The organism is Streptomyces sp. NPDC091281, from assembly GCF_044757425.1.
Lineage (GTDB): Bacteria > Actinomycetota > Actinomycetes > Streptomycetales > Streptomycetaceae > Streptomyces.
Map to the genome: position 1 here is coordinate 91,044 of NZ_JBIVUY010000013.1, position 22,592 is coordinate 113,635.

The 22,592-nt window shown below is 73.6% G+C and carries 21 protein-coding genes; 12 read left to right on the top strand and 9 right to left on the bottom strand.

The window, feature by feature from the left end; all coding sequences use genetic code 11:
• Positions 1-46: 46 nt before the first annotated feature.
• Positions 47-655, bottom strand: a complete 609-nt coding sequence (locus ACIQPQ_RS29290) for a DUF1349 domain-containing protein (protein WP_401309532.1) — start codon at positions 653-655, stop codon at positions 47-49.
• Positions 656-867: 212 nt separating this feature from the next.
• Positions 868-2,400 (bottom strand): aldehyde dehydrogenase (NADP(+)), encoded by a 1,533-nt coding sequence (locus ACIQPQ_RS29295; protein WP_401309534.1) that lies wholly within the window; start codon positions 2,398-2,400, stop codon positions 868-870.
• A gap of 124 nt (positions 2,401-2,524) precedes the next feature.
• On the opposite strand from ACIQPQ_RS29295, the gene ACIQPQ_RS29300 reads away from it, so the two are divergent.
• The 3 genes from ACIQPQ_RS29300 to ACIQPQ_RS29310 all read left to right on the top strand — a co-directional run bounded on the left by ACIQPQ_RS29300 (position 2,525) and on the right by ACIQPQ_RS29310 (position 5,456).
• Positions 2,525-3,382, top strand: a complete 858-nt coding sequence (locus tag ACIQPQ_RS29300; protein WP_383772233.1) for an IclR family transcriptional regulator — start codon at positions 2,525-2,527, stop codon at positions 3,380-3,382.
• A gap of 3 nt (positions 3,383-3,385) precedes the next feature.
• Positions 3,386-3,856, top strand: coding sequence for a GNAT family N-acetyltransferase (locus ACIQPQ_RS29305; RefSeq protein ID WP_401309536.1), 471 nt, complete (start codon positions 3,386-3,388; stop codon positions 3,854-3,856).
• Positions 3,857-4,004: 148 nt separating this feature from the next.
• Positions 4,005-5,456: a peptidoglycan D,D-transpeptidase FtsI family protein gene (locus ACIQPQ_RS29310; protein WP_401309538.1), complete on the top strand. Its 1,452-nt coding sequence runs from the start codon at positions 4,005-4,007 to the stop codon at positions 5,454-5,456.
• 18 nt (positions 5,457-5,474) lie between these two features.
• Here the strand turns inward: ACIQPQ_RS29310 and ACIQPQ_RS29315 are convergent, their stop codons facing one another.
• The 4 genes from ACIQPQ_RS29315 to ACIQPQ_RS29330 form a co-directional block, all read right to left on the bottom strand.
• Complete coding sequence (locus ACIQPQ_RS29315; protein ID WP_401309541.1) at positions 5,475-6,980, bottom strand: NCS2 family permease; 1,506 nt, start codon at positions 6,978-6,980, stop codon at positions 5,475-5,477.
• A gap of 140 nt (positions 6,981-7,120) precedes the next feature.
• Positions 7,121-7,753, bottom strand: a complete 633-nt coding sequence (locus tag ACIQPQ_RS29320; RefSeq protein ID WP_401309544.1) for a TIGR03086 family metal-binding protein — start codon at positions 7,751-7,753, stop codon at positions 7,121-7,123.
• Between the two features lie 90 nt (positions 7,754-7,843).
• On the bottom strand, positions 7,844-9,097 hold the full coding sequence (locus tag ACIQPQ_RS29325; RefSeq protein ID WP_401309547.1) for a hypothetical protein: 1,254 nt from the start codon (positions 9,095-9,097) through the stop codon (positions 7,844-7,846).
• Positions 9,094-10,050 (bottom strand): 5-dehydro-4-deoxyglucarate dehydratase, encoded by a 957-nt coding sequence (locus ACIQPQ_RS29330; protein ID WP_401309550.1) that lies wholly within the window; start codon positions 10,048-10,050, stop codon positions 9,094-9,096. Before ACIQPQ_RS29330 ends, ACIQPQ_RS29325 begins: the two co-directional genes overlap by 4 nt.
• A gap of 219 nt (positions 10,051-10,269) precedes the next feature.
• On the opposite strand from ACIQPQ_RS29330, the gene ACIQPQ_RS29335 reads away from it, so the two are divergent.
• The 8 genes from ACIQPQ_RS29335 to ACIQPQ_RS29370 all read left to right on the top strand — a co-directional run bounded on the left by ACIQPQ_RS29335 (position 10,270) and on the right by ACIQPQ_RS29370 (position 19,005).
• Entirely contained in the window at positions 10,270-11,133 is an 864-nt protein-coding gene (locus tag ACIQPQ_RS29335) for an NAD-dependent epimerase/dehydratase family protein (RefSeq protein ID WP_401309553.1), read from the top strand.
• A gap of 353 nt (positions 11,134-11,486) precedes the next feature.
• Positions 11,487-12,257, top strand: a complete 771-nt coding sequence (locus ACIQPQ_RS29340; protein ID WP_383772247.1) for a DeoR/GlpR family DNA-binding transcription regulator — start codon at positions 11,487-11,489, stop codon at positions 12,255-12,257.
• A 161-nt stretch (positions 12,258-12,418) separates the two neighbouring features.
• Positions 12,419-13,789, top strand: a complete 1,371-nt coding sequence (locus ACIQPQ_RS29345) for an ABC transporter substrate-binding protein (protein WP_401309557.1) — start codon at positions 12,419-12,421, stop codon at positions 13,787-13,789.
• Positions 13,786-14,736 carry a carbohydrate ABC transporter permease gene (locus ACIQPQ_RS29350; protein ID WP_383772251.1) on the top strand — a complete coding sequence of 317 codons (951 nt, stop codon included), beginning with the start codon at positions 13,786-13,788 and terminating at the stop codon, positions 14,734-14,736. The genes ACIQPQ_RS29345 and ACIQPQ_RS29350 overlap by 4 nt, the downstream gene beginning before the upstream one ends.
• Complete coding sequence (locus ACIQPQ_RS29355) at positions 14,733-15,557, top strand: carbohydrate ABC transporter permease (protein ID WP_383772253.1); 825 nt, start codon at positions 14,733-14,735, stop codon at positions 15,555-15,557. The genes ACIQPQ_RS29350 and ACIQPQ_RS29355 overlap by 4 nt, the downstream gene beginning before the upstream one ends.
• Entirely contained in the window at positions 15,554-16,543 is a 990-nt protein-coding gene (locus ACIQPQ_RS29360) for a zinc-dependent alcohol dehydrogenase family protein (protein WP_383772255.1), read from the top strand. Before ACIQPQ_RS29355 ends, ACIQPQ_RS29360 begins: the two co-directional genes overlap by 4 nt.
• Positions 16,544-16,748: 205 nt before the next feature.
• Positions 16,749-17,699 carry an RNA-binding protein gene (locus ACIQPQ_RS29365; protein ID WP_401309562.1) on the top strand — a complete coding sequence of 317 codons (951 nt, stop codon included), beginning with the start codon at positions 16,749-16,751 and terminating at the stop codon, positions 17,697-17,699.
• A gap of 94 nt (positions 17,700-17,793) precedes the next feature.
• Positions 17,794-19,005: a TerD family protein gene (locus tag ACIQPQ_RS29370; protein WP_401310006.1), complete on the top strand. Its 1,212-nt coding sequence runs from the start codon at positions 17,794-17,796 to the stop codon at positions 19,003-19,005.
• Between the two features lie 149 nt (positions 19,006-19,154).
• Here ACIQPQ_RS29370 and ACIQPQ_RS29375 read toward each other — a convergent pair whose 3' ends face one another.
• The gene (locus ACIQPQ_RS29375; protein WP_401309565.1) at positions 19,155-19,625 is read right to left on the bottom strand and encodes a MarR family winged helix-turn-helix transcriptional regulator; all 471 of its coding nucleotides are present in this window, start codon (positions 19,623-19,625) and stop codon (positions 19,155-19,157) included.
• A 103-nt stretch (positions 19,626-19,728) separates the two neighbouring features.
• Here ACIQPQ_RS29375 and ACIQPQ_RS29380 point away from each other — a divergent pair, with 103 nt between their 5' ends.
• Positions 19,729-20,121 carry a nuclear transport factor 2 family protein gene (locus ACIQPQ_RS29380; RefSeq protein ID WP_401309568.1) on the top strand — a complete coding sequence of 131 codons (393 nt, stop codon included), beginning with the start codon at positions 19,729-19,731 and terminating at the stop codon, positions 20,119-20,121.
• A gap of 39 nt (positions 20,122-20,160) precedes the next feature.
• On the opposite strand, the gene ACIQPQ_RS29385 is transcribed toward ACIQPQ_RS29380, so the two are convergent.
• Positions 20,161-20,772, bottom strand: a complete 612-nt coding sequence (locus ACIQPQ_RS29385) for a TetR/AcrR family transcriptional regulator (RefSeq protein WP_401309571.1) — start codon at positions 20,770-20,772, stop codon at positions 20,161-20,163.
• Positions 20,773-20,867: 95 nt separating this feature from the next.
• Entirely contained in the window at positions 20,868-22,499 is a 1,632-nt protein-coding gene (locus ACIQPQ_RS29390; RefSeq protein WP_401309574.1) for a TROVE domain-containing protein, read from the bottom strand.
• Positions 22,500-22,592: the final 93 nt, after the last annotated feature.

Consider the following 22,592-nt stretch of genomic DNA (forward strand, 5'->3'; position numbering starts at 1 on the left):
GAGGACGGGCCGCGGCCCCGGCTGGTTCCGCGGGGACCCGTGCCGCTCAGCTCCCGTCCCGCAGGTCGTCGGGCCAGGCCGGGCGGAACTCCAGGTGGTCGAAGGTGACCACGCACCCCTCCCCCATCGGCGACTGCGCGAGGAACCCGACCAGCGCCGCCCCCGTCTCCTCCGTGTCCCCGAGGGTGAACAGCCGGACGAAGGTCCAGTGCCGGCCGTCGCGGGAGGCGTGGAAGGCGAAGGCCCGCCCGGTCCTGCTCACCCGCAGCCACACGGAACTCCCGTCCACGGTGAAGGAGTTGGCGTCGTCGGAGTGACCGCGGGTGACGACCGTGCAGATGGTGGCGACGTCCGGGGAGTACTCCAGGCACAGCTTGGCCCAGGCGCGCGGGCCGACGTGCACGTAGAGCGCCCCGGCGTCGAAGGCGCTGTTGAAGCCGACGGTGACCCGTACGCTCAGCTGGAAGTCGCCCTCGGGCGCGCCCAGCAGCCGGGGCGCGTCGGAGGCGCTGTCCAGGGCCTCGCCGGTCGGCGGCACGAACCGGTCCTGGTGCGGTCCGGCCCACCCGCTGAGCATCCCGTCCTCGTGGGACCAGTGCCCGTCGGGCCCGTATGTGCGCAGGGGGAACGGCAGTTCGGGAAGTTCGTCGTCCATGGGCGGAGTCTTCCAGCATCCCGTGCCCGCGCGCAGGGGGCGGCGGCCGAACGCGCCGGACGGGGGTTCGACGTACGTGCGGACGGCCGCACCGCTGCGGGGACGCACGGCCGCGAGACCGCCCGCCGGTACGGCTGCCCGGCGGTACGGTCCGGCTCCCGACCCGCGCCCGCTCCCCCTCCACCCCGCCCCGCTCACCCCCGGAGGGAGGTTCAGTTCTCCCGGTGGTTGTCCACCCGGCGGGGCAGGCCGAGGGGGTTGGCGTCGTGGAGTTCCGGGGGGAGCAGCGCCTCGGGGGTGTTCTGGTAGACGACGGGACGCAGCCAGCGTTCGATCGCGGTGGCGCCGACCGAGGTGGAGAGGGAGGTGGTGGCCGGGTAGGGACCGCCGTGGTGCTGGGCGGGGGCGACGGCGACGCCGGTCGGCCAGCCGTTGACGACGACGCGGCCCGCGAGCGGGGTCAGCGCGGCGAGGAGGTCGGCGCCGTGCCCCGCGCCGGACGCCTCCTCGGCGGAGAGCTGCACGGTGGCGGTGAGGTTGCCGGGCAGGCGGGCGAGGACCGCGCGGGCCTCGGTGTCGTCGGTGTAGCGGGCCACCACGGTGACCGGGCCGAAGCACTCCTCCAGCAGCAGGTCGTGCGGGCCCGGCGCGGTGAGCCGCCCGGCGGGGACCGTGAGGAAGCCCGCGCTGACGGTGTGCTCGCCGCCCGCGCCGGGGGTCACCGGGCTCTCCACGTCCGGGAGTTGGGCGCGCTCGGTGACCCCGGCGAGGAACGCGTCGCGCATGCGGTGGTCGAGCAGGACGCCCGGATCGGTGTCGCTGACGGCGTCGGTGAGCGTCTTCACCAGGCCGTCGCCCGCCGCGCCGGACGGTACGAGGACCAGGCCGGGCTTGACGCAGAACTGGCCGGTGCCGAGGGTCATGGACCCGGCGAGGCCGGTGCCGATCCCGGCGGCGCGCTCGGCGGCGGCGGCCTCGGTGACCAGGACCGGGTTGAGGGAACCGAGTTCGCCGTGGAAGGGGATCGGCACGGGCCGGGCCGCCGCCGCGTCGAACAGGGCGCGCCCGCCGCGGATCGAGCCGGTGAAGCCCGCGGCGGTGATCACCGGGTGCCGGATCAGCTCGACGCCCGCGTCGAAGCCGTGCACGAGGCCGAGGACGTCGGCGGGCAGCCCGTGCCCGGCGGCGGCCCGGCGCAGCACCTTGGCGACCAGCTCGGAGAGGGCCGGATGGTCGGGGTGAGCCTTGACCACGACCGGGTTCCCGGCGGCCAGCGCGCTCGCGGTGTCCCCGCCGGCCACCGAGAAGGCGAAGGGGAAGTTGGAGGCGGAGTAGACGGCGACGACGCCGAGCGGGACCTTGTGGCGGCGCAGGTCGGGGACGGGCGGGACGGCGCTGTCGTCGGGGTGGTCGATGACGATGTCGAGGAAGGCGCCCTCCTCGACGACCCCGGCGAAGGCGCGCAACTGGTGGCAGGTGCGGGCGAGTTCACCGGTGAGCCGGACCGGGCCGAGGGCGGTCTCGGCGTCGGCGACCTCCACCAGCTGCTCGCGGGCCGCCGTCAGGTGGTCGGCGGCGGCACGCAGGAACGCGGCGCGCACGGCCCGGTCGGCGAGCGCCCCGCGCGCGGCGTGCGCGGCGCGGACGACGGTGTCGACCTCCTGCGGCGTGGCCTCCACGGCGACCTGCTCCCGCGGCTTCCCGGTACGGGGGTCGACACTCCAGACTGGTGCTGCTGCTGTCACCGCGGGTCCTTCCACGTCGTCGTCCACCAGAGGCGTTCGATATGCTGAACACCGTCTCCGGTGATGAATACGCTGCCGGGTGACTATATCTTCAGCTTCTCGTCGAACGAAGGGGTCAAGGGCGATGACGGCTGGTGAGGCGGGGGCCGGGACCGGAGCCGCGGGAGCGAGACCGGCGGACGCCACGGACACACCGCACGCCCTGAGCAGCGCGGCGGCGGCCGGTGCGGGCGGGGCGCAGGTCAAGTCCGCGGTGCGCACGGTCGAGCTGCTGGAGTACTTCGCGGGGCGCCCCGGCATGCACTCGCTGGCGTCCGTGCAGGAGGCCGTGGGCTATCCGAAGTCCAGCCTCTACATGCTGCTGCGCACCCTGGTCGACCTCGGCTGGGTCGAGACGGACGCCACCGGCACCCGGTACGGCATCGGCGTACGGGCGCTGCTGGTCGGCACCTCCTACATCGACGGCGACGAGGTCGTCGCGGCGGCCCGGCCCACGCTGGACCGGCTCGCCGACGACACCACCGAGACCATCCACCTGGCCCGGCTCGACGGCACCAACGTCGTCTACCTCGCCACCCGCCAGTCCCAGCACTACCTGCGCCCCTTCACCCGCGTCGGCCGCCGGCTGCCCGCCCACTCCACCTCGCTGGGGAAGGCGCTGCTCAGCACCTACACGGACGACCAGGTCCGCAAGCTGCTGCCGGAGACGCTCGCCTCGCTCACCGAGCACACGATCACCGACCGCGAGCAGCTCGTCGAGGAGCTGCGGCAGATCCGCGAGCAGGGCTTCGCCGTGGACCGCGAGGAGAACACGCTGGGGCTGCGCTGCTTCGGCGTGGCGATCCCGTACCGGACCCCGGCGCGGGACGCGATCAGCTGCTCGGTGCCGGTGGCCCGGCTGACCCCGGCGCACGAGCAGACCGTGAAGGACGCGCTGTTCGACGCGCGGGACCGGCTGACCCTGGCGACCCGGAGGCTCTGAACCGTGGACGTGGACCTGCGTGCGGTGCACGACAGCGACCTGCCGGTCTTCTTCCGGCAGCTCAACGACCCCGAGTCCCTGTGGATGGCGGCGTTCACCCCGGCCGACCCCGCCGACCACGAGGCCTTCACGGCGCACTGGAAGCGGATCCGCGCCTCCTCCGCCGTGCAGCGCACGGTCCTCGTCGACGGTGACGTGGTGGGCAGCGCCGCGGTCTACGGCGAACCGGGCGAGCGCGAGGTGACGTACTGGGTGGACCGCGCGTACTGGGGGCGGGGCATCGCCACGGCCGCCCTCGGGCTGCTGCTGGCGGAGGTGCCGGAGCGCCCGCTGTTCGCCCGTGCGGCGGCCGACAACGCGGGCTCGCTGCGCGTCCTGGAGAAGTGCGGCTTCCGGGTGACCGGGCGGGACTCCGGGTACGCGAACGCGCGGGGCGCGGAGACCGCCGAGGTCGTGCTGCGGCTGGAGGCCTAGCGGCCCGGCTCGGGCACGCCGGGGCACGCCGCACCGGCCCCGGCGGCCGTTCCCGTCCTCCCGGCCCGGATGAACGGTTCCTGAGAAACATGAGAAAAGCGGACGATCAGGAACGATCGCCTCCGCCCCGCTCGTCCTCCTGATCACCATGAACAAGACGATCAGGCGCGCCTCCGTGTTCACCCTGCTGCTGGTCCTCGCCCTGCTGGTGCGGGCGACCTGGGTGCAGTTCTACGAGGGGCGGGCGCTCGCCGACTCCCCGGACAACCGGCGCAACGCCATCGAGACGTACGCGGCCCCGCTCGGGAACATCGTCGTGGCCGGTGCGGCGGTCACCGGCTCGGCGCGGACGGCGGGCGGCGACCTCGCGTACCGCCGCACCTACACCGACGGCCCGCTGTACGCGGCGGTGACCGGCTACGCCTCGCAGAGCTACGCGCCCACCCAGCTGGAGGGCGTCTACGCCGACCTCCTCAACGGCACCGACCCCCGGCTGCGGACCGTCATGGACACGGTGACCGACCGGCGGGCGGACCCGGGGACCGTGGTCACCACGATCGACCCGGACGTGCAGAAGGCGGCCTACCGGGCGCTCGGCGACAAGAAGGGCGCCGCCGTCGCGATCGACCCGGCGACCGGCCGCGTCCTGGCGGTGGTGTCGACGCCGTCGTACGACCCGTCGGCGCTCACCGACGCCGGCACCGCCGGGGCCGCCTGGAAGAAGCTGACCGGCGACCCGGACAAGCCGCTCACCAACCGGGCGCTGCGCCAACCGCTGCCGCCGGGATCGACGTTCAAGCTGGTCGTCGCGGCGGCGGCGCTGGAGAACGGGCTGTACGACTCGGTGGACGAGCGGACCGACAGCCAGGACCCGTACACCCTGCCCGGCACGACGACCGTGCTGCGCAACGAGAACCCGTCCGCGCCCTGCGAGAACGCCTCGATCCGGGTGGCGCTCCAGTACTCCTGCAACAACGTCTTCGCCCACCTCGCCGTCCGGCTGGGGCAGGACGAGATCAAGAAGACCGCCGACCGGTTCGGCTTCGACGACCGGACCCAGGACATCCCGGTGCGGGCGTACCCGAGTGTCTACCCGACCGGCATGGACGCGGCGCAGACCGCCCTCACCGGCATCGGCCAGTTCGACGTGACGGCCACCCCGCTCCAGATGGCGATGGTCTCCGCCGCGCTCGCCAACGGGGGTGAACTCGTCGCCCCGCACATGGTGTCGCGGGTCACCGACGGCGGCGGCGACGTCCTGGCGGACCTCGACGGGCAGGCCACGACGACCCGCGTGGTGAGCGAGCGGACCGCCGAGCAGCTGCGGTCCGCGATGCGCACGGTCGTCGAGGACGGCACCGGCACCAACGCCCGGATTCCGGGCGCCGAGGTCGGCGGCAAGACGGGCACCGCCCAGCACGGCGAGAACAACTCCGAGACGCCGTACGCCTGGTTCACCTCCTACGGCGTCTCCGGGGACCGGCAGGTCGCGGTGGCGGTGGTCGTGGAGCAGTCCGACGCGGCCCGCTCCGAGGTCAGCGGCAACGGGCTGGCCGCGCCGGTCGCCAAGGCCGTCATGGAGGCGGCGCTGAAGAGCTGAACTCCGTTGCGGGCCCGGCTACTTCACGCCGAGAAGCTGCTCCAGCGGGTCGATCGCGAAGTACACGGCGAACAGCGCCGACGCGCCCCACAGCAGCGGGTGCACCTCCCGCGCCCGGCCCAGCACGGTCTTGATGAGGACGTAGGAGAGGAAGCCCGCGCCGATGCCGTTGGTGATGGAGTAGGTGAACGGCATCACGGCGATCGTCAGGAAGGCGGGGACGGCGATCTCGTAGCGGTCCCAGTCGATGTGCTTGACCTGGGTCATCATCAGGAATCCGACGGCGACCAGGGCCGGGGCCGCCGCCTGGAGCGGGACGATGGTGAGCAGCGGGGTCAGGAACAGGGCGAGGGCGAACAGGCCGCCGGTGACGAGGTTGGCGAAGCCGGTACGGGCGCCCTCGCCGACCCCGGCCGCGGACTCGATGTAGGAGGTGGCGGAGGAGGCGGAGGCCGCGCCGCCCGCGACGGCCGCCGCGCCGTCGACCAGCAGCACCCGGCCCAGATGGGGCACCTTGCCGTCCTCGTCGAGGAGGCCCGCCTCGGCGCTGACGCCGACGACGGTGCCCATGGTGTCGAAGAAGTCGGACAGCACGAGCGTGAAGACCAGCAGCACGACCGTGATCGCGGTGGTCTGCGAGAACGCGCCGAACAGGCTGAAGTGGCCCAGCAGTCCAAAGTCGGGGGTGTCGACGACCGAGTCGGGCCACGCGGGCGTGGTCAGCCCCCACGACTCCACGTCGGCCAGGGAGTCCACGACGAGCGCGACCGCGGTCATGACGACGATGCTGATGAGGAGGGCGCCCCGGACCTTGCGGGCGAGCAGCGCGATCGTGAGCAGCACCCCGAGGCAGAAGACCAGCACCGGCCAGCCGGTGAGGGTGCCGGACCCGCCGAGCTGCACGGGCACGGTGGTGCGGGCGGCGTCGGGGACACGGCTGACGAACCCGGCGTCCACGAAGCCGATGAACGCGATGAACAGGCCGATGCCGACGCTGATGGCCTGCTTGAGGGGCTGCGGGACGGCGTGCATGACGGCCTCGCGCAGCCCGGTCGCCACCAGGACGCAGATCAGCAGCCCTTCGAGGACGATGAGGCCCATCGCGTCGTCCCAGCTCATCAGCGGGGCGATCTGGAAGGCGACGACGGCGTTCAGGCCGAGTCCGGCGGCGAGCGCGAGCGGCAGGTTGCCGCCCACGCCCATCACGATCGTCATCACGGCGGCCACCAGGGCGGTGGCGGTGGTGAGTTGGACCGGGTCGAGGGTGTCGCCGAACTTGTCCTTCGCGCTGCCCAGGATCAGCGGGTTGAGGACGAGGATGTAGGCCATCGTGAAGAAGGTGGCGAACCCACCGCGTATCTCCCGGCCGTAGCTCGACCCGCGGGCGGAGATCCGGAAGTAGCGGTCGACGGCGGGCGCGAACCGCCCTGCGGGGACGGGCCGTTCGGTGGCCCGCCGCTCCTCGGAGGCCTGCCGCTCGTCGGAGGCCTGCTGTTCCTCGGGCGCCTGTGGGGCTTCGGACATGGCGAACTCTCCTCGGGGCCGTGGTGATCGTGCGCGGACGCTGGCTGGATTGTTCCCGCGCGCGAAACCCCTCAGGTTTTCGCCGTGTTACGGAATCGGCGGCGCCCCGGCTCCCGCTCCCCGCCGCGCGGCGGGCCCGGTCACGGCGTCCAGGCCGGGTCGCGTCCGCTGAGGCCGATCGCCCGGTCCAGCAGCGGGGCGTCGTCCGGGACGGGGACGACGGGGCCGAAGATGCCGCCCCGGTCCTCCTCCGCGGCCGAGGCGAGCAGGAAGGCGTGCGCGGCAGCCAGCGCGGCCGGATCGGGGGCGTAGGACTGGCCGGTGGCGCGGGCCAGGTCCCAGCCGTGGACGACGAGTTCGTCGACGGCGACCAGGCCCGCGATCTCGCCGGGCAGGTCGACACCGCCCGCACGGGTCATGCCGGTACGGGCCGCCGGGTCGCGCCACGCCTCGGCGAGTTCGTCGAGCACCCGCGGCAACTCCTCGCGCCAGCCGGGGGCGAGGGTCGGCGCGGACGGGTCGGGGACGGAGTCGGTGGTGGGGCCGAGGTCCTTGCGGGCGGCGTCGCGGAAGGCGACGGAGAGGCCCGCGACATGGCCGAGCAGGGCGCCGACCGTGGTCCCCGGGCAGGGGGTACGGTCCGCGAGCCGCTCGTCGGGGACGGCCGCCGCGAGCCGGGCGACGATCCGGGCCTGGGGGCCGAGGTCGGGAACGGCACTGCTCCCGCCGCCGGTCTCGGTGTCCGTACGGGCGTCGGCGTCGGTGTCGGTCATGTGCTGCTCCTGGGGCGCTGGGTCCGGTCCGGTGGTCGTAGGGGTGGACCGCCGCGGGGCCCGGAACTCATCGCCGGACGCGCCCCGGACTCAACCACCGGGCCCGGCCGCCCCCGCCCCGTCCGCCCCGGCTCCTGGTGCGCCTGCCTCCGGCGCCTCGTCCCCGGGGTCGCCCGACCGGAGCGTGGCCAGCCCCTCCCGTACGGCCGTCAGGTCCGCGTCCGAGGCGAGGCCGGCGTGGTAGAGGCGCAGCTCGGTGGCGCCGTGGGCGCGGGCGCGGGCCGCGTCGCGGGCGAGGGTGGCGGGGCTGCCGCCCATGCCGGAGACGACGGAGAGGTTGGCGGCGAGCACCGTGTCCGGCCGCCGCACGGCGGCGAAGGGCGTGAGGAGGGCCGGGCCGTCCGCGCAGGGCACGACCACGCCGTCGGCGACGGAGAGGATGTGCGCGGGGTCCACCCCGGCGTTGGCGCCGGTGTGGAAGGGCACGGGGTCGGCGTGCAGCAGGACCCGGAAGCCCGCGGGGGCCGCCGCCCGTACCGCCGCGACGGCCGCCTCCTGGAGGGTCCGGGCGGTCTCCGTGCGCCAGGCGAGGGCGGTCGCCGCCCGGTCGGCGCCGAGCCGCTTCTCCACGTCCGCCCAGCCGCCGTCGCCGGGCGGCAGGCCGCGCCACACCGGCTCCAGCGCGGCCCGCACGGCCGCCGCCAGCGCGTCGGGGTCCTGGCCGAGGCCGCCGTAGCCGTCCCGGCAGGCGGGGCAGAAGCAGAGGTCCATGAGGAAGCGGGCGGCCTCGTCGAGGGCGACGCCGCCGGTCTTGTCGTGGGCGTGCAGATGGGCGAGGCCGTACCAGCCGAGGGACTCCAGCTCGGTCCCGGCCGCGCCGGGACGGACGGCGGCCTCGGCGGCGAGGCCGGTCAGCAGGGCGCGGACGGCGGGCTGCGCGACGCACGGCGCCCAGGGGTAGCGGTCGCCGTGGGCGTTGACGACGGAGGTGTCCGGATGGTCGGCGCCCAGGCGGGAGTTGTGCGCCAGGACGACCCAGGTGTGCACCTCCAGACCGGCCCCGGCCAGCGCCTCGGCCGCCGTGCCGTACGCGTCGCCGGGCGCCCAGTCGCCCGACGGCAGGGGGCGCAGCGCGCGGCCGGTCCAGCAGGGGCCGGGCGGGTAGAGGACGGCGGCGTGCTCGGCGGTGACGACACGGTGGCGGGGGTGGCGGGGGGTGAGGGCGCGGGTGGAGTGGTAGGCGGCGGCGAGCGTGACCCGGTCCGCGCCGAGGGCGGCGAGGCGGCCGGGGGCGTAGGGGTCGCCGACGACGTCCCAGGGGTAGAGGAACGCCGACGCCCTCACCGTTCGTCGCCCGCCGTCGGCTCCAGCAGGGCGTGGCCGCGCTCGACGAGGCGGGCGAGGCGCTTGACGTGGTCCTCGGTGGGCTCGTGCAGCGGCGGCCGGACCTCGCCGACGTCGAGGCCGCGCAGCCGGACGCCCGCCTTGACCAGGGAGACGGCGTAGCCCGCGCCCTGTGCGCGCAGGTCGACCAGGGGGCGGAAGAAGCCGTCGAGGAGGCGGTGGGCGGTGGCGTCGTCGCCGTCGGTGAGGGCGCGGTGGAAGGCGAGGGCGATCTCGGGGGCGAAGCAGAACACGGCCGAGGAGTAGAGGGTGACGCCGATGCCCCGGTAGGCGAGCTGGGTGGACTCGGCGGTGGGCAGGCCGTTGAAGTAGAGGAAGTCGCCGGGCGCGTCGGTGCGGACGGCGCTGATGATCCGCTGCATGAGGTCGAGGTCGCCGAGCCCGTCCTTGAGGCCGATGATCCCCTCGGTGCGGGCGAGTTCCACGACGGTGCCGGGGGTGAACACGGCGTTGTCGCGCTGGTAGACGATCACCGGGAGGGGGGAGGCGGCGGCGATGTCGCGGTAGTGCCGCAGCAGGCCCTCCTGCCCGGCGACGACCAGGTACGGCGGCATGGCGAGCAGTCCGTCCGCGCCCGCGATGTGCGCGCGGCAGGCCAGGTCGGCGGCGAGGGCGGTGCCCTGGCCGACGCCCGCGACGACGGGGACCCGCCCGGCCGTCTCGGCGACGGCGGCGCGTACGCACCGTTCGAACTCCTCGGCGGTCAGGGCGTGGAACTCGCCGGTGCCGCAGCAGGCGAAGACGGCGGCGGCGCCCGCCTCGACCCCGGCGCGGACGTGCGCGCGGTAGGTGTCGAGGTCCACGGCGCCGTCGGGGCCGAAGGCGGTGACGGGGAAGAACAGCGGTCCGCCGCCGGGGGCGCGCAGACGGGCGGCGAGCGGGGCTGACGGCACGGGCACTCCCAAGGCTGGACGCTCACGTCTCTGATCAGTGTCCATGTTTCTGAACACTGAGGGACACCGTCACCCTAAGGAGACCGCTCACAGGCGGTCAAGCGGGCGGTCGGACCGCGTTCCCTGGCGTACGTACACGCATGTGAATATCATCCACGGACACATCCGCCTCGGAGGACCTTCCCCGGGGACGGGGAAGACCTGAGGAGGCCGAGCACCGTGAGCACCCCCGCCCCACGCGCCGTCCCGCACACAGCCCCGCGGACCACGCCGCCCGCCGCTCCCCGCACCGTGCTGCTCACCGGCGCCGCCGGGGGCGTCGGCACCCTGATGCGGGACCTCCTGCCCGCCTACGGCCACGACCTGCGCCTCCTCGACGTGCGCCCGGTCGAGGGCGCCCCGGACGCGATCACCGCCGACCTCGGCGACCGGGCGGCCCTGCGGGAGGCGGTGCGCGGGGTCGACGCGATCGTGCACCTGGCGGGGATCTCGCTGGAGGCCCCGTTCGAGAAGATCCTCAAGGCCAACATCGAGGGCACGTACCACCTCTACGAGGCCGCACGGGAGGAGGGCGTACGCCGGATCGTGTTCGCCTCCTCCAACCACGCCGTCGGCTACACCCCGTACCCCCGCGACGGCGCCCCGCCCGTCCCGGTCGACGCCCCGCGCCGCCCGGACACCTTCTACGGCCTGTCCAAGTGCTTCGGTGAGGACCTGGCCCAGCTCTACTGGGACCGGCACGGCCTGGAGACGGTGTCGATCCGCATCGGCTCCTGCTTCCCGGAGCCGACCAGCGTGCGGATGCTGTCGATGTGGCTCAGCCCGGCCGACGGCGCCCGCCTGTTCCACGCGGCGCTGACCGCCGACGCCGTCGGCCACACCGTGGTCTACGGCTCCTCCGCCAACACCCGCCTCTGGTGGGACCTCTCCGGGGCGCGGGCCCTCGGCTACACCCCCCTCGACGACTCCGAGCCGTACGCCGCCCGTCTCGTCGCCGAGCAGGGCGAACTGGACCCGGCCGACCCGGCGCAGGCCCGCCTCGGCGGCCACTTCGTGACCGACCCGCCGATCTGGCCGTACTGACCGGCCGGACCGAGCGGGGCGGCGCGACGGCGCCGAGGGTGACTCCCGCGGAGCGGTCTCGCGGGACGGCGGGAAATCGACGATTGACGGGCGGCCGGGCGGGCGCCGGGCGGGGGCGTACGGCGGGCGGGCAGCGAACGGGCCCGCCCGTCGGCGTATTCGGGCGCCCGCACCGCCCGATCCGGCCCGGCCCGGCACGCCCGCGCAGGTCCGTGGCGGGCACGGCCCACCCGGAACGGGCACAGACGGGCGACATCGGGCCCGCAACAGGCCTGGTCACCGCCGGAAGGCGACGGTAGAACTTCCCCCAGGGCCCGACCGGGCCCGAACGGGCAGGAAGGCGAGGTGACGGGATGACCCCGAGAACGGCGGAAGAGCGCCAACGGGAGATCGTGCGGGCCGCGCGCGCCACCGGCTCCGTCGACGTCGCCGCGCTCGCCACCGACCTGGGCGTGGCCAAGGAGACCGTACGGCGGGACCTGCGCGCCCTGGAGGACCACGGCCTGGTCCGCAGGACCCACGGCGGCGCGTATCCCGTGGAGAGCGCCGGATTCGAGACGACCCTCGCCTTCCGGGCCACCAGCCACGTGCCCGAGAAGCGCCGGATCGCCGCCGCGGCGGCCGGACTGCTCGGTGACGCCGAGACGGTCTTCGTCGACGAGGGCTTCACCCCCCAGCTCATCGCCGAGGCCCTGCCCCGCGACCGCCCGCTGACCGTCGTCACCGCCTCCCTGCCGGTGGCGGGCGCCCTCGCCGAGGCGGGGAACGTGTCCGTGCTGCTGCTGGGCGGCCGGGTCCGGGCCGGGACCCTCGCCACCGTGGACCACTGGACGACGAAGATGCTCGCCGGATTCGTCGTCGACCTCGCCTACCTCGGCGCCAACGGCATCAGCCGCGAACACGGACTGACCACCCCCGACCCGGCCGTCGGGGAGGTCAAGGCGCAGGCCGTACGGGCCGCGCGCCGCACCGTTTTCGCGGGGACCCACACCAAGTTCGGCGCGGTCAGCTTCTCCCGGTTCGCCGAGGTGAGCGCCCTGGAGGCGATCGTGACGAGCACCCTGCTGCCCGCCGCCGAGGCCCACCGTTACTCGCTGCTGGGCCCGCAGGTCCTGCGCGTGTGACCCCCGGACCCGGCGGCCGACCGCCCACCCCCTGACCCGCGGACCACACCCGCACCCCCCACGCCCCCACGCCGTCGGGGCGGGCACCCCCACACCCGCCCCGACCCCATATCTCCCCGTACACCCCTTTCTTCCCCTCTTCCTATGTCCAGGAGCGATCCATGCGTATCCCGAGCCGACGGAGGCCGCGCGTCACACTCGCCGTGGCCGCCGCTGGGACGCTGCTCGCCCCGCTTCTCTCCGGCTGCTGGGCCGGAGCGGGCGGGTCCGGTTCCGGCGGCGACTCCGTCAACGTCCTGATGGTCAACAACCCGCAGATGGTGGAACTGCAGAAGCTCACCGCCGCCCACTTCACCAAGGACACCGGCATCAAGGTGAACTTCACCGTGCTGCCCGAGAACGACGTCCGCGACAAGATCAGCCAGGACTTCGCCAACCAGGCCGGCCAGTACGACGTGGCGACCCTCTCCAACTACGAGATCCCCATCTACGCCCGCAACGGCTGGCTGCACGAGATGAACTCGTACGTGGCGAAGGACCCGGGGTACGACGAGCAGGACATCCTCAAGCCGATGCGGGAGTCCCTCACCGCCGACGACGGCAAGCTCTACGGCCAGCCGTTCTACGGCGAGTCCTCGTTCCTGATGTACCGCAAGGACGTCTTCGACAAGGCCGGGCTGACGATGCCCGCGAACCCGACCTGGACGCAGATCGCCGAGCTGGCCGCGAAGGTGGACGGCGCCGAGCCCGGCATGAAGGGCATCTGCCTGCGCGGACTGCCCGGCTGGGGTGAGGTGATGGCCCCGCTCACCACGGTGGTGAACACCTTCGGCGGCACCTGGTTCGACAAGGACTGGAAGGCCCGCCTGAACTCCCCCGAGTTCGAGAAGGCCGTGAAGTTCTACGTCGACCTGGTCCGCGACCACGGCGAGTCCGGCGCCGCCCAGTCCGGCTTCGCCGAGTGCCTGAACAACACCACCCAGGGCAAGGTCGCCATGTGGTACGACGCCACCTCGGCGGCGGGCCTCCTGGAGGCGGAGAAGTCCCCGGTCAAGGGCAAGATGGGCTACACCCCCGCCCCCGTCGAGCGCACCGAGTCCTCCGGCTGGCTCTACACCTGGGCCTGGGGCATCCAGAAGGCGTCCCGCAACACCGACAAGGCGTGGAAGTTCGTCTCCTGGGCCTCCAGCAAGGAGTACGAGGAGCTGGTCGGCGAGCAGATCGGCTGGTCCAACGTGCCCGCCGGGAAGCGCGCCTCCACCTACACCAACGCCGACTACCGGGCCGAGGCCGCCGCCTTCCAGGACATGACGAAGGCCGCCATCGAGGGCGCCCGACCCAAGGACCCCGGAGTCCAGCCGCGGCCCGCGCCCGGCATCCAGTTCGTCGGCATCCCCGAGTTCACCGACCTCGGCACCAAGGTCTCCCAGGAGATCAGCGCGGCCATCGCCGGACGCCAGTCCGTCGAGTCGGCCCTGAAGAAGTCCCAGCAGCTCGCCGAGCGGATCTCCGAGGAGTACGAGGGACGATGACCGCCACCACCGCACCGACCGCCGCGGCCCCCGGGACCGCCGCCACCGTACGGCCGCCCAAGCGGCCCTCGCCGAGAATGCGCGCCTGGGCCACCCGCGCCCCGCTGCTGCCCGCCCTGATCTTCATGATCGCCGTGACCCAGCTGCCGTTCGTGGCGACGCTGGTGATCAGCTTCTTCGACTGGAACGCCCTCTACCCCGACGCCCGCAGCTTCACCGGCTTCGACAACTACCAGCAGGTCCTCACCGACGAGGCGCTGCGCAAGTCGGTCTGGACGACCGTCCTGCTCACCGCCGCCGTGGTGATCACGAGCCTGGTCCTCGGACTCGCCCTCGCCCTGCTGCTGGACCGGAAGTTCCGCGGCCGGGGCATCGTCCGCACCCTGCTGATCGCCCCGTTCCTGGTGGTCCCGGTGGCGGCGGCCCTGCTGTGGAAGCACGTGCTCTACAACCCGGAGTACGGCCTGTTCAACGGTCTGCTGCACTACGTCGGCGGCCCGCAGCCCGACTGGGTCTCCGACACCCCGCTGCTCGCCGTCGAGGCCTCCCTGGTCTGGCAGTGGACGCCGTTCATGATGCTGATCCTGCTGGCCGGTCTCCAGGGCCGCGACCAGCAGCAGATCGAGGCCGCGAAGGTGGACGGCGCCAGCGAGTGGCAGATCTTCCGCCACCTCACGCTGCCGCACCTGCGCCGCTACCTCGAACTGGGCGCGCTGCTCGGCTCGATCTACATCGTGCAGAACTTCGACGCGGTGTTCACCATCACCTCGGGCGGCCTGGGCACCGCCAACCTGCCCTACACCGTCTACCAGAGCTTCTACCAGGCCCACGAGAACGGCCTCGCCTCGGCGGCCGGTGTCCTGGTCGTCATCGGCTCGATCATCATCGCCACGTTCGCGCTGCGCGTGGTGTCGTCCCTGTTCCGCGAGGAGGCCTCCCGCGCATGAACGCCGTACGCAGAAACGGTCTGGGCCTGCTCGCCTGGTTCGCCGGCATCGTCTTCTTCCTCCCCATCGCCTGGATGGCGCTGACCTCCTTCCACTCGGAGCAGGACGCGGCGACCAACCCGCCGTCCTTCACCGCGCCCCTCACCCTCGACGGCTACCGCGAGTTCTTCGGCGTCGACGGCGGCGCCAGCCCCTGGCCGTCGCTGATCAACTCCACGGTGGCGTCGCTCGCGTCGACCGTGCTGGTGCTGCTGCTGGCCCTGCCGGCGGCGTACGCGCTGTCGATCCGGCCGGTGCGCAAGTGGACGGACGTGCTGTTCTTCTTCCTCTCCACGAAGATGCTCCCGGTCGTCGCGGGCCTGCTGCCGCTCTACCTCTTCGCGAAGAACACCGACCTGCTGGACAACATCTGGCTGCTGGTCATCCTCTACACGTCGATGAACCTGCCGATCGCGGTGTGGATGATGCAGTCCTTCCTCGCCGAGGTGCCGGTCGCGGTCATCGAGGCGGCCCGCGTCGACGGGGCGCGGCTGCCGACGGTACTGGCCCGCGTGGTCGCGCCGATCGCGCTGCCCGGCATCGCCGCGACCGCGCTGATCTGCTTCATCTTCAGCTGGAACGAGCTGCTCTTCGCCCGGGTCCTCACCGGTGTCGTCGCGGAGACCGCGCCCGTCTTCCTGACCGGCTTCATCACCAGCCAGGGCCTGTTCCTGGCCAAGGTGTGCGCCGCGTCGCTCGTGATCTCCCTGCCGGTGCTCGCCGCGGGGTTCGCCGCCCAGGACAAGCTGGTCCAGGGCCTGTCGTTGGGAGCCGTCAAATGAAGGCCGCCGTCATCGAGTCCGTGGGCCGGGCCGTCGTCGCCGAGGTCCCGGACCCGACGCCGGGACCCCGCGAGGTCGTCGTCGAGGTCGCCGCCTGCGGCCTGTGCGGCACCGACCTGCACATCCTCCAGGGCGAGTTCGCCCCCAAGCTGCCGATCGTGCCCGGCCACGAGTTCGCGGGCACGGTGGTCGGGGTCGGCACCCAGGTCACCGAGGTCGCGGAGGGCGACCGGGTCGCCGTCGACCCCTCCCTGTACTGCCACGAGTGCCGCTACTGCCGTACCGGTCACAACAACCTGTGCGAACGGTGGGCCGCGATCGGCGTCACCACGGCGGGCGGCGCCGCGCAGTACGCCGTCGCCCCCGTCGCCAACTGCGTCAAGCTCCCCGAGCACGTCCGCACCGAGGACGCGGCGCTCGTCGAACCGCTCTCCTGCGCGGTCCGCGGCTACGACGTCCTGCGCTCCCGCCTCGGCTCGCACGTCCTGATCTACGGCTCGGGCACCATGGGCCTGATGATGCTGGAGCTGGCCAAGAAGACCGGCGCGGCCAGCGTCGACGTCGTCGACCTCAACCCGGCCCGCCTGGAGACCGCCCACCGCCTCGGCGTCTCGGGCGCCGCCGCGAACGCGGACGAGCTGGACCGCCCCCAGGGCTGGGACGTCGTCGTCGACGCCACCGGCAACGCCGCCGCCATCCAGGACGGCCTGGACCGCGTCGCCAAGGCGGGCACCTTCCTCCAGTTCGGCGTCGCCGACTACGCCACCCGCGTCCAGATCGACCCGTACCGCATCTACAACCAGGAGATCACCATCACCGGCTCGATGGCGGTCCTCCACAGCTTCGAACGCGCCGCGGAACTCTTCGCCAACGGCGTCCTCGACCCCGACATCTTCATCAGCGACCGCCTCCCCCTGACCTCCTACCCGGAGGCACTGAAGCAGTTCGCGTCGGGGGTGGGCCGCAAGATCGTGGTGGTGCCGTAGGGGGTGGTGCTCAGCCCGTCCGGGGGTGCGCCCTCTGGAGGAGCTTGAGGACGAGGCCCGTTCGGGGCCGAAGGGGGGTCTGGGGATGGTGGTTCCCAGCCCCCCTGGTCGGCGTCCAGTCCCGCAGGACGGCGGGCGGCGGCGCACTACGCTGACACCCCTTTCCTCAGCACAGGGGAGAGTCACCGTCAGCGCAGGGAGCAGCGTGCCACCGTCCTTCACCCGCCGGATCTCGAAGTACGACCCCGCCGACCGCGACGGACACGGGCACTACCTCGGCGCCGAGGACACTGTCAGCGACCGAGGCCCCGTCGAGGCGGCCTACCTCGCGGCGATCGCTGCCTTCGCGGCGGACGCGGGTGCCGACCGGCTGGAGATCCGTGAACCCGCGGTCGGCGGCTCCGTCCCCTTCGGCCCGGAGACGCCGGTGGACGGACATGGCCTGGCCGGGCTGTTCCCGCCGGACCTCTCGGGCTACCACGACGGTGCCGAGGTCTCGGTGGCCGTGGCGCTGGAGCTGGTCCGGGTCATGCTCCGCGGGCAGGGCGCGTGGTGTCGGCTGGAGCGGCAGGACACGTTCACCGTGCACGTCGGATGGGACCAGTACGTGTACGTCGGCAGCGACCGGCCCTGCGAGGCGGCCGTCGCCAGGACCCGGCACCTCGGCCTGTTCGCCGAACCGGTCACGGTGTCGCCCTACGCCGCCCACCTCGACGAACGGGAGGTGACACAGGCCGCGGACGAGGACTTCTGGGAGCGGGTGCGCGCGGAACTGTGCGCACCGCGGACACTGCTGCTGGAGGAGAGCCCCGTCCGTAACGCCACCCGCTGGCACCGTCTCACCGAGCGGAGTCTCGACGGGGTCCGCGCCGCGCTCGGCCCACGCGCGATGCTGACCGTCTGGCCGGATCTGAGTCCCGACGTCGACGCGGTCCTCGCCGGGCTGCCCGAGGACGAGACCGTGGACTTCGTGTGGGAAGAGCCGGGCGGGACGATCTGTCACGTCACCGTCGACAGGACCGACCACCCGCAGCTCGCCGCCTCGGTTGCGGGCGCGCGGGCGGCCTGTCTCCTACCCCTGGCCGTCGACCGACGCCACCCGCTGTTCCAGGTGGCCCTGCCCGACCGTGACGGCGTGCTGCGCGCCAGGTGGTGACCGCCTCGCCGCCCCACCCGTCCACCGGACCGACCGAACCCGAACGGTAAGGGAACGGTAAAACGCCCTCGCTCGTTCACCCGGCATGACAGCTATGACCCCCGGCTCGAACATCCCCCTCCCCACCCCCCGCGTCACGGTGGACGTCACCGCCCCCGTGCGGCTCGACGTTTCGGGCCTGCTGCTCACCGCCGACGGCAAGGTGCGCTCCGACGACGACTTCATCTTCTACAACCAGCCCAGCGGCCCCGGCGTGACGTACCGCTCGGGCGGCGGCACCGCCCCCGACGCGATCACCGTCGACACCGCCGCGCTCCCCCCGGGCATCGAGAAGATCGTCGTCACCGCGAGCCCCGACGCGGCGGGCCAGACCTTCCAGGGCGTCGAACCGACGGCCACGGTCCGCGGCGCGGACGACAACAGCGTCCTGGCCACGTTCACGCCCCCGCAGCTCGGCACCGAGACGGCACTGGTGGTCGTGGAGATCTACCAGCGCAACGGCGCCTGGAAGGTCCGCGCGGTCGGCCAGGGCTACGCGAACGGCCTGGCCGGCATCGCCACGGACTTCGGCGTCTCGGTGGAGGAACCGGCGGCGCCCGCCGCGCCCGCCGCGCAGCCGCAGCCGGTCACCCCGCCGCCCCCGCCCGCCCCGCCGCGGGCCCACGCCGCCACCCAGGCCGCGCCCCCGGCGCCGCCCGCTCCCCCGGCCGCGCCCGCGCCCGGCACGGGGAAGATCAACCTGGACAAGGGCCGCGTCAGCCTCCAGAAGAACCAGACGGTCTCCCTGGTCAAGGGCGGCGCCCCGCTGCTCTCGCAGGTCAAGATGGGTCTCGGCTGGGAACCGGCGTACCGCGGGAAGGACATCGACCTCGACGCGTCGGTGATCGCGTACGGCCCGCAGCGCAATCACATCGACAGCTGCTACTTCGGCAAGCTGACGATCCTGAACGGCGCGATCAAGCACTCGGGCGACAACCTCACCGGCGAGGGCGGCGGGGACGACGAGGTGATCGTCGTGGACCTGGGCCGCATCCCGCAGGAGGTGAGCGGCCTGGTCTTCACGGTGAACTCGTTCACCGGCCAGAAGTTCACCGAGGTCGCGAAGGCGTACTGCCGTCTGCTGGACGCGGCGACCGGCGAGGAACTGGTCCGCTTCGACCTGACCAGCGCGGAGGCGCAGACCGGCGTGATGATGGCGAAGCTGATCCGCCAGTACTCCGGCGAGTGGGAGATGACGGCGATGGGCGAGTTCGTGAAGGCCCGCACGGTCCGCAACATGGTGAAGCCCGCAGCCCAGTCCCTCTGACCGCCCCACCCCACCCCGCCCCACACCCCGCTACGCCGCCGCGTCGGAGACCCCGGTCCCCGACGCGGCGGCGTAGCGACGTATCCGCGTGTCCCGGGCCCCCGAGCTGCGGCGCGCCCCCACCCACGCGGGCGGTCCCGCCCATACCGCTACCCGAACGGCCCGTCGTCGACGAAGCGCCGCAGCGAGCGGGCGAACGCGGCGGCCTCGTCCTGCGGCCAGGAGGCGAGACTGTCGGCGATGCGGTCGGACAGGCGCGCGCGCAGCGTCCCCACGGCGCGCTCCCCCTCCTCGGTGAGGACGAGCAGGGTGCCGCGCCGGTCCGCGGGGTCCGGTTCGCGCCGGACGAGACCGGCCTCCTCCAGCCGGGAGGCGCGGCGGGTGACCCCGGACCGGTCGAGCCCCACCTCGGGGGCGAGGTCGGCGGCGGTGGACGGCCCGCTGCGGGCCAGGCCGCTGAGGACCGGATAGGTCAGCTCGTCCACGGCCTCGCCCATGCCCTGGGTGAGGGCCCGGTGCAGCCCCAGCCGGGTACTGCGCTTGAGCAGCGTGCCCAGCGCGTCGGCGATCTCCCGTCCCACGGCGGTTTCGCGTCCCACGGTGATCTCGTCGGTCTCCATCCCCCCACAGTAGCGTGCGCCGAGCACGCATATGGGCTACGATGACGGAGACGCGTGCGCCACGCACGCAATACGAGTCGTACGACAGCCGAAGGATTCCGCCATGAACCGCACCAGCATCGCCGCCGCGCTCACGGACCTGCTCTTCACTCCGGGGCTCGCTCTCCAGGAGGCCGCCGACCGGCACTTCGCCCCCGACTACCGCCAGCGCACCGACGGGAACTGGGACGACCGCGACGCCTTCCTGAAGCACATCGCCCACCTGCGCGGCGTCGTGGACAGCGGCGTCATCGAGGTCCACGACGAGCTGTACGACGGCTTCCGCTACGCCGACCGGCACACCGTGCACGTCACGAAGACGGACGGCTCGGTCGTGCGCACGGAGGTCTACCTGTTCGGCGAGTTCGCGCCCGACGGCCGCTTCCGCCGTATCGAGGAGACGACGCTCATGCTCGAAGGCGCCGAGAGCGACCGCGATCTGGGCAGCGCCCGCTGACACCCGGCGGCCACCACCGACACGGCACCGCGCCCGGCGCTAGCTCCCCGCCGGCTCCGCCCCGCCGTCCGCCCGCAGTCCCTCGACGACCAGCGACACGAACCGCCGTACGCCTTGCGCGTCCCGTTCGGCGTCGCGGTCCCCGTGGGCCAGTTCCGCGGCCGTGGACACGCCGTGGGCGAGGCGGAGCACCTCGACGGGGGTGACGTCGGCGCGCAGGGCACCGGCCCGCTGGGCCGCCTCGACGAGCCGGGCCGCCGCGCCCTGCACGGTCGTGCCGCAGACGGTCTCGGCCGCGAGGCTGCCGTCGGCGACGGCGGACCCGAGGAGCGCCTTCATGCCGCGGACCTGGATCGCGCCGACGCACAGCTCGTTGAGCCACTCCACCAGCGCCCGGCCGGGCGGCAGTTCGGCGGCGAGGACGTTCGCGCGCACGGCGAACGCCTCGATCCGGTCGACGTAGGCGGCCTCCAGCAGCGCCTGCCGGGTGGGGAAGTGCCGGTACAGGGTGCCCGACCCGACCCCGGCGCGCTTGGCGATGTCGTCGAGGGAGGCGCCCTCGCCGCGCTCGGCGAACGCCTCCGCCGCGGCGGCGAGGAGCAGCGCGTAGTTCCGGCGGGCGTCCGCACGCATGGGCTTGACCTGCGTCATCGTCCACTCCTCGGGAACCGGCGAGCCTCGCCCCGATTTTATCGCCCCCCGCCGACGGACCGGGCGGGCCCGCCCGGTCCGTCCCTCGCGGTGCGTCAGGCCCGGCCGGCGCCGTCCGCCTCCCACGGCCACGCGGCGTCGCGGGCCGCCTCCAGCAGCGGCACCATCCGGAACGCGGCGTCGGAGAGCCCGCCGAAGGTGTGCCGGTTGCCCTCGCCCGACGGGCCGTGGCCGACCCGGTACCCGGCGAGGTTCCAGGTGTAGACGGGCACGTGGGCCGGGACCTGCTCGGTGGGCGAGCCGTGGCGGCTGGGCGCGTACTGCTCGTCGGTGACGATCAGCACCCGGTCGTGGCCCCGGTAGTGGCGGCGCACCGCCTCGGTGGTGTCGGTGCCGCCCAGGTCGCCGAAGCGGTCCAGGACCTTCAGCACCGACTCCCCCGGCCGGACGTCGATCGCGTTGCTGGAGGTGCCGAACTCGACGAGGTCCGCGTCGGCGGCCCGCAGGGCGAGCGCGGCGCCGAAGACCGCCGCCGCGTCGGCCCGGTTCAGCTCGGACCGGTCCGACAGCCGGGAGTAGAACATCGACCCGGAGCGGTCCACGAGGACGAGGGTGCGGCCGGGCAGCGCGGGCACGTGGGCCAGCGAGTGACCGAGGGCCCGCTCCAGGGGGTACGCCCAGCGCAGCGAGGGCGCGTGCCGGTACGCGGCGAGGTAGCGGAACGGGAACTGCCGCGAGCGTGCCACCTCGCCGGGGTCGGCGATGCGGGCCGCGACCCGCGCCGCGACCTCGTCGCCGACACCCGCCTCGTCGAAGTTGCGCAGGTTGCGGACGAGCGCCATCGGCGCCATGGAGGGGATGACGGCCTCCCAGGCGGCCCGGTCCATCGGCCCCTGGAGCCACCCGGCGAGCGCCTCCCAGGTCATTCCGGCCGCGGCCAGCCGCTCGACGCCGCCCTCGGCGGTGACCACCGCGCGGCGCTCCTCGACGGGCAGCGCCATCAGCGCGCGGTGCGCGGTCAGGACGGTGTCGGCCGCGGGCGGCTCGGCGGTGTCGGGGTGGTGGCGGCGGTCGAGCGCGTAGCGGAACAGCTCGCCCTGCCAGGGCTTGGCCGGGTCGGGCGCGGCGTGCACCAGGTTGAGGACGTCGCCGAAGCGGTAGCCCTTGGACGCGGTGTCGTACTTGAGCAGCGACGTGGCGCGGTAGAGGCGGCGTACGGCGTCGGCGAGGCCGCGCTTGACGGGCTTCGGGACGGCCCGGCCGTAGGTGGCCGTCCAGTAGCCGAGGAATTCGCCGGGCTCGTCGGCGCGCAGCAGCACCGAGTCGACGACCTGCCGGTTGGACGGGCCGTCGGTCGCGCCCTCGGCGAGCCGGGCGTGGACGTACTCGGCGGCGCCGACGAGCGCGGCGGTGCGCAGCTGGGCGTCGGCGCGCAGCCAGCGCAGCAGTCCGGCGGTCCACGCCGGGTCGCTGACGGCGAGGTCGCGGACGAGGCGGGTGTAGCGGTCGTCGCGGGCGGGGCCGGACTCGTGGAACGTCTGCTGGGAGACGAGGTTGGCGACGGCGAGGAGGAACAGTTCGGAGCGGGCGTCCCGCTCGTGTCCCCGGCCGCCGCGCGCGGTGGCCGCCGTACGGCCGGTGGTCCGCACCGCCGAGACGGCGCGGGCCTGGGCGGTACGGGACTGGGCGGTACGGGACTGTGCCGTACGGGTGTTGAAGCGTGCCATGCCGAACTCCCCCCGAGTTCACCGCACATGAGGTTCGCGTCCGGTCCCTGGGGTGGGCGTGGCAAGGGGAGGGTGCCCGAGTTCAGAGGTCGG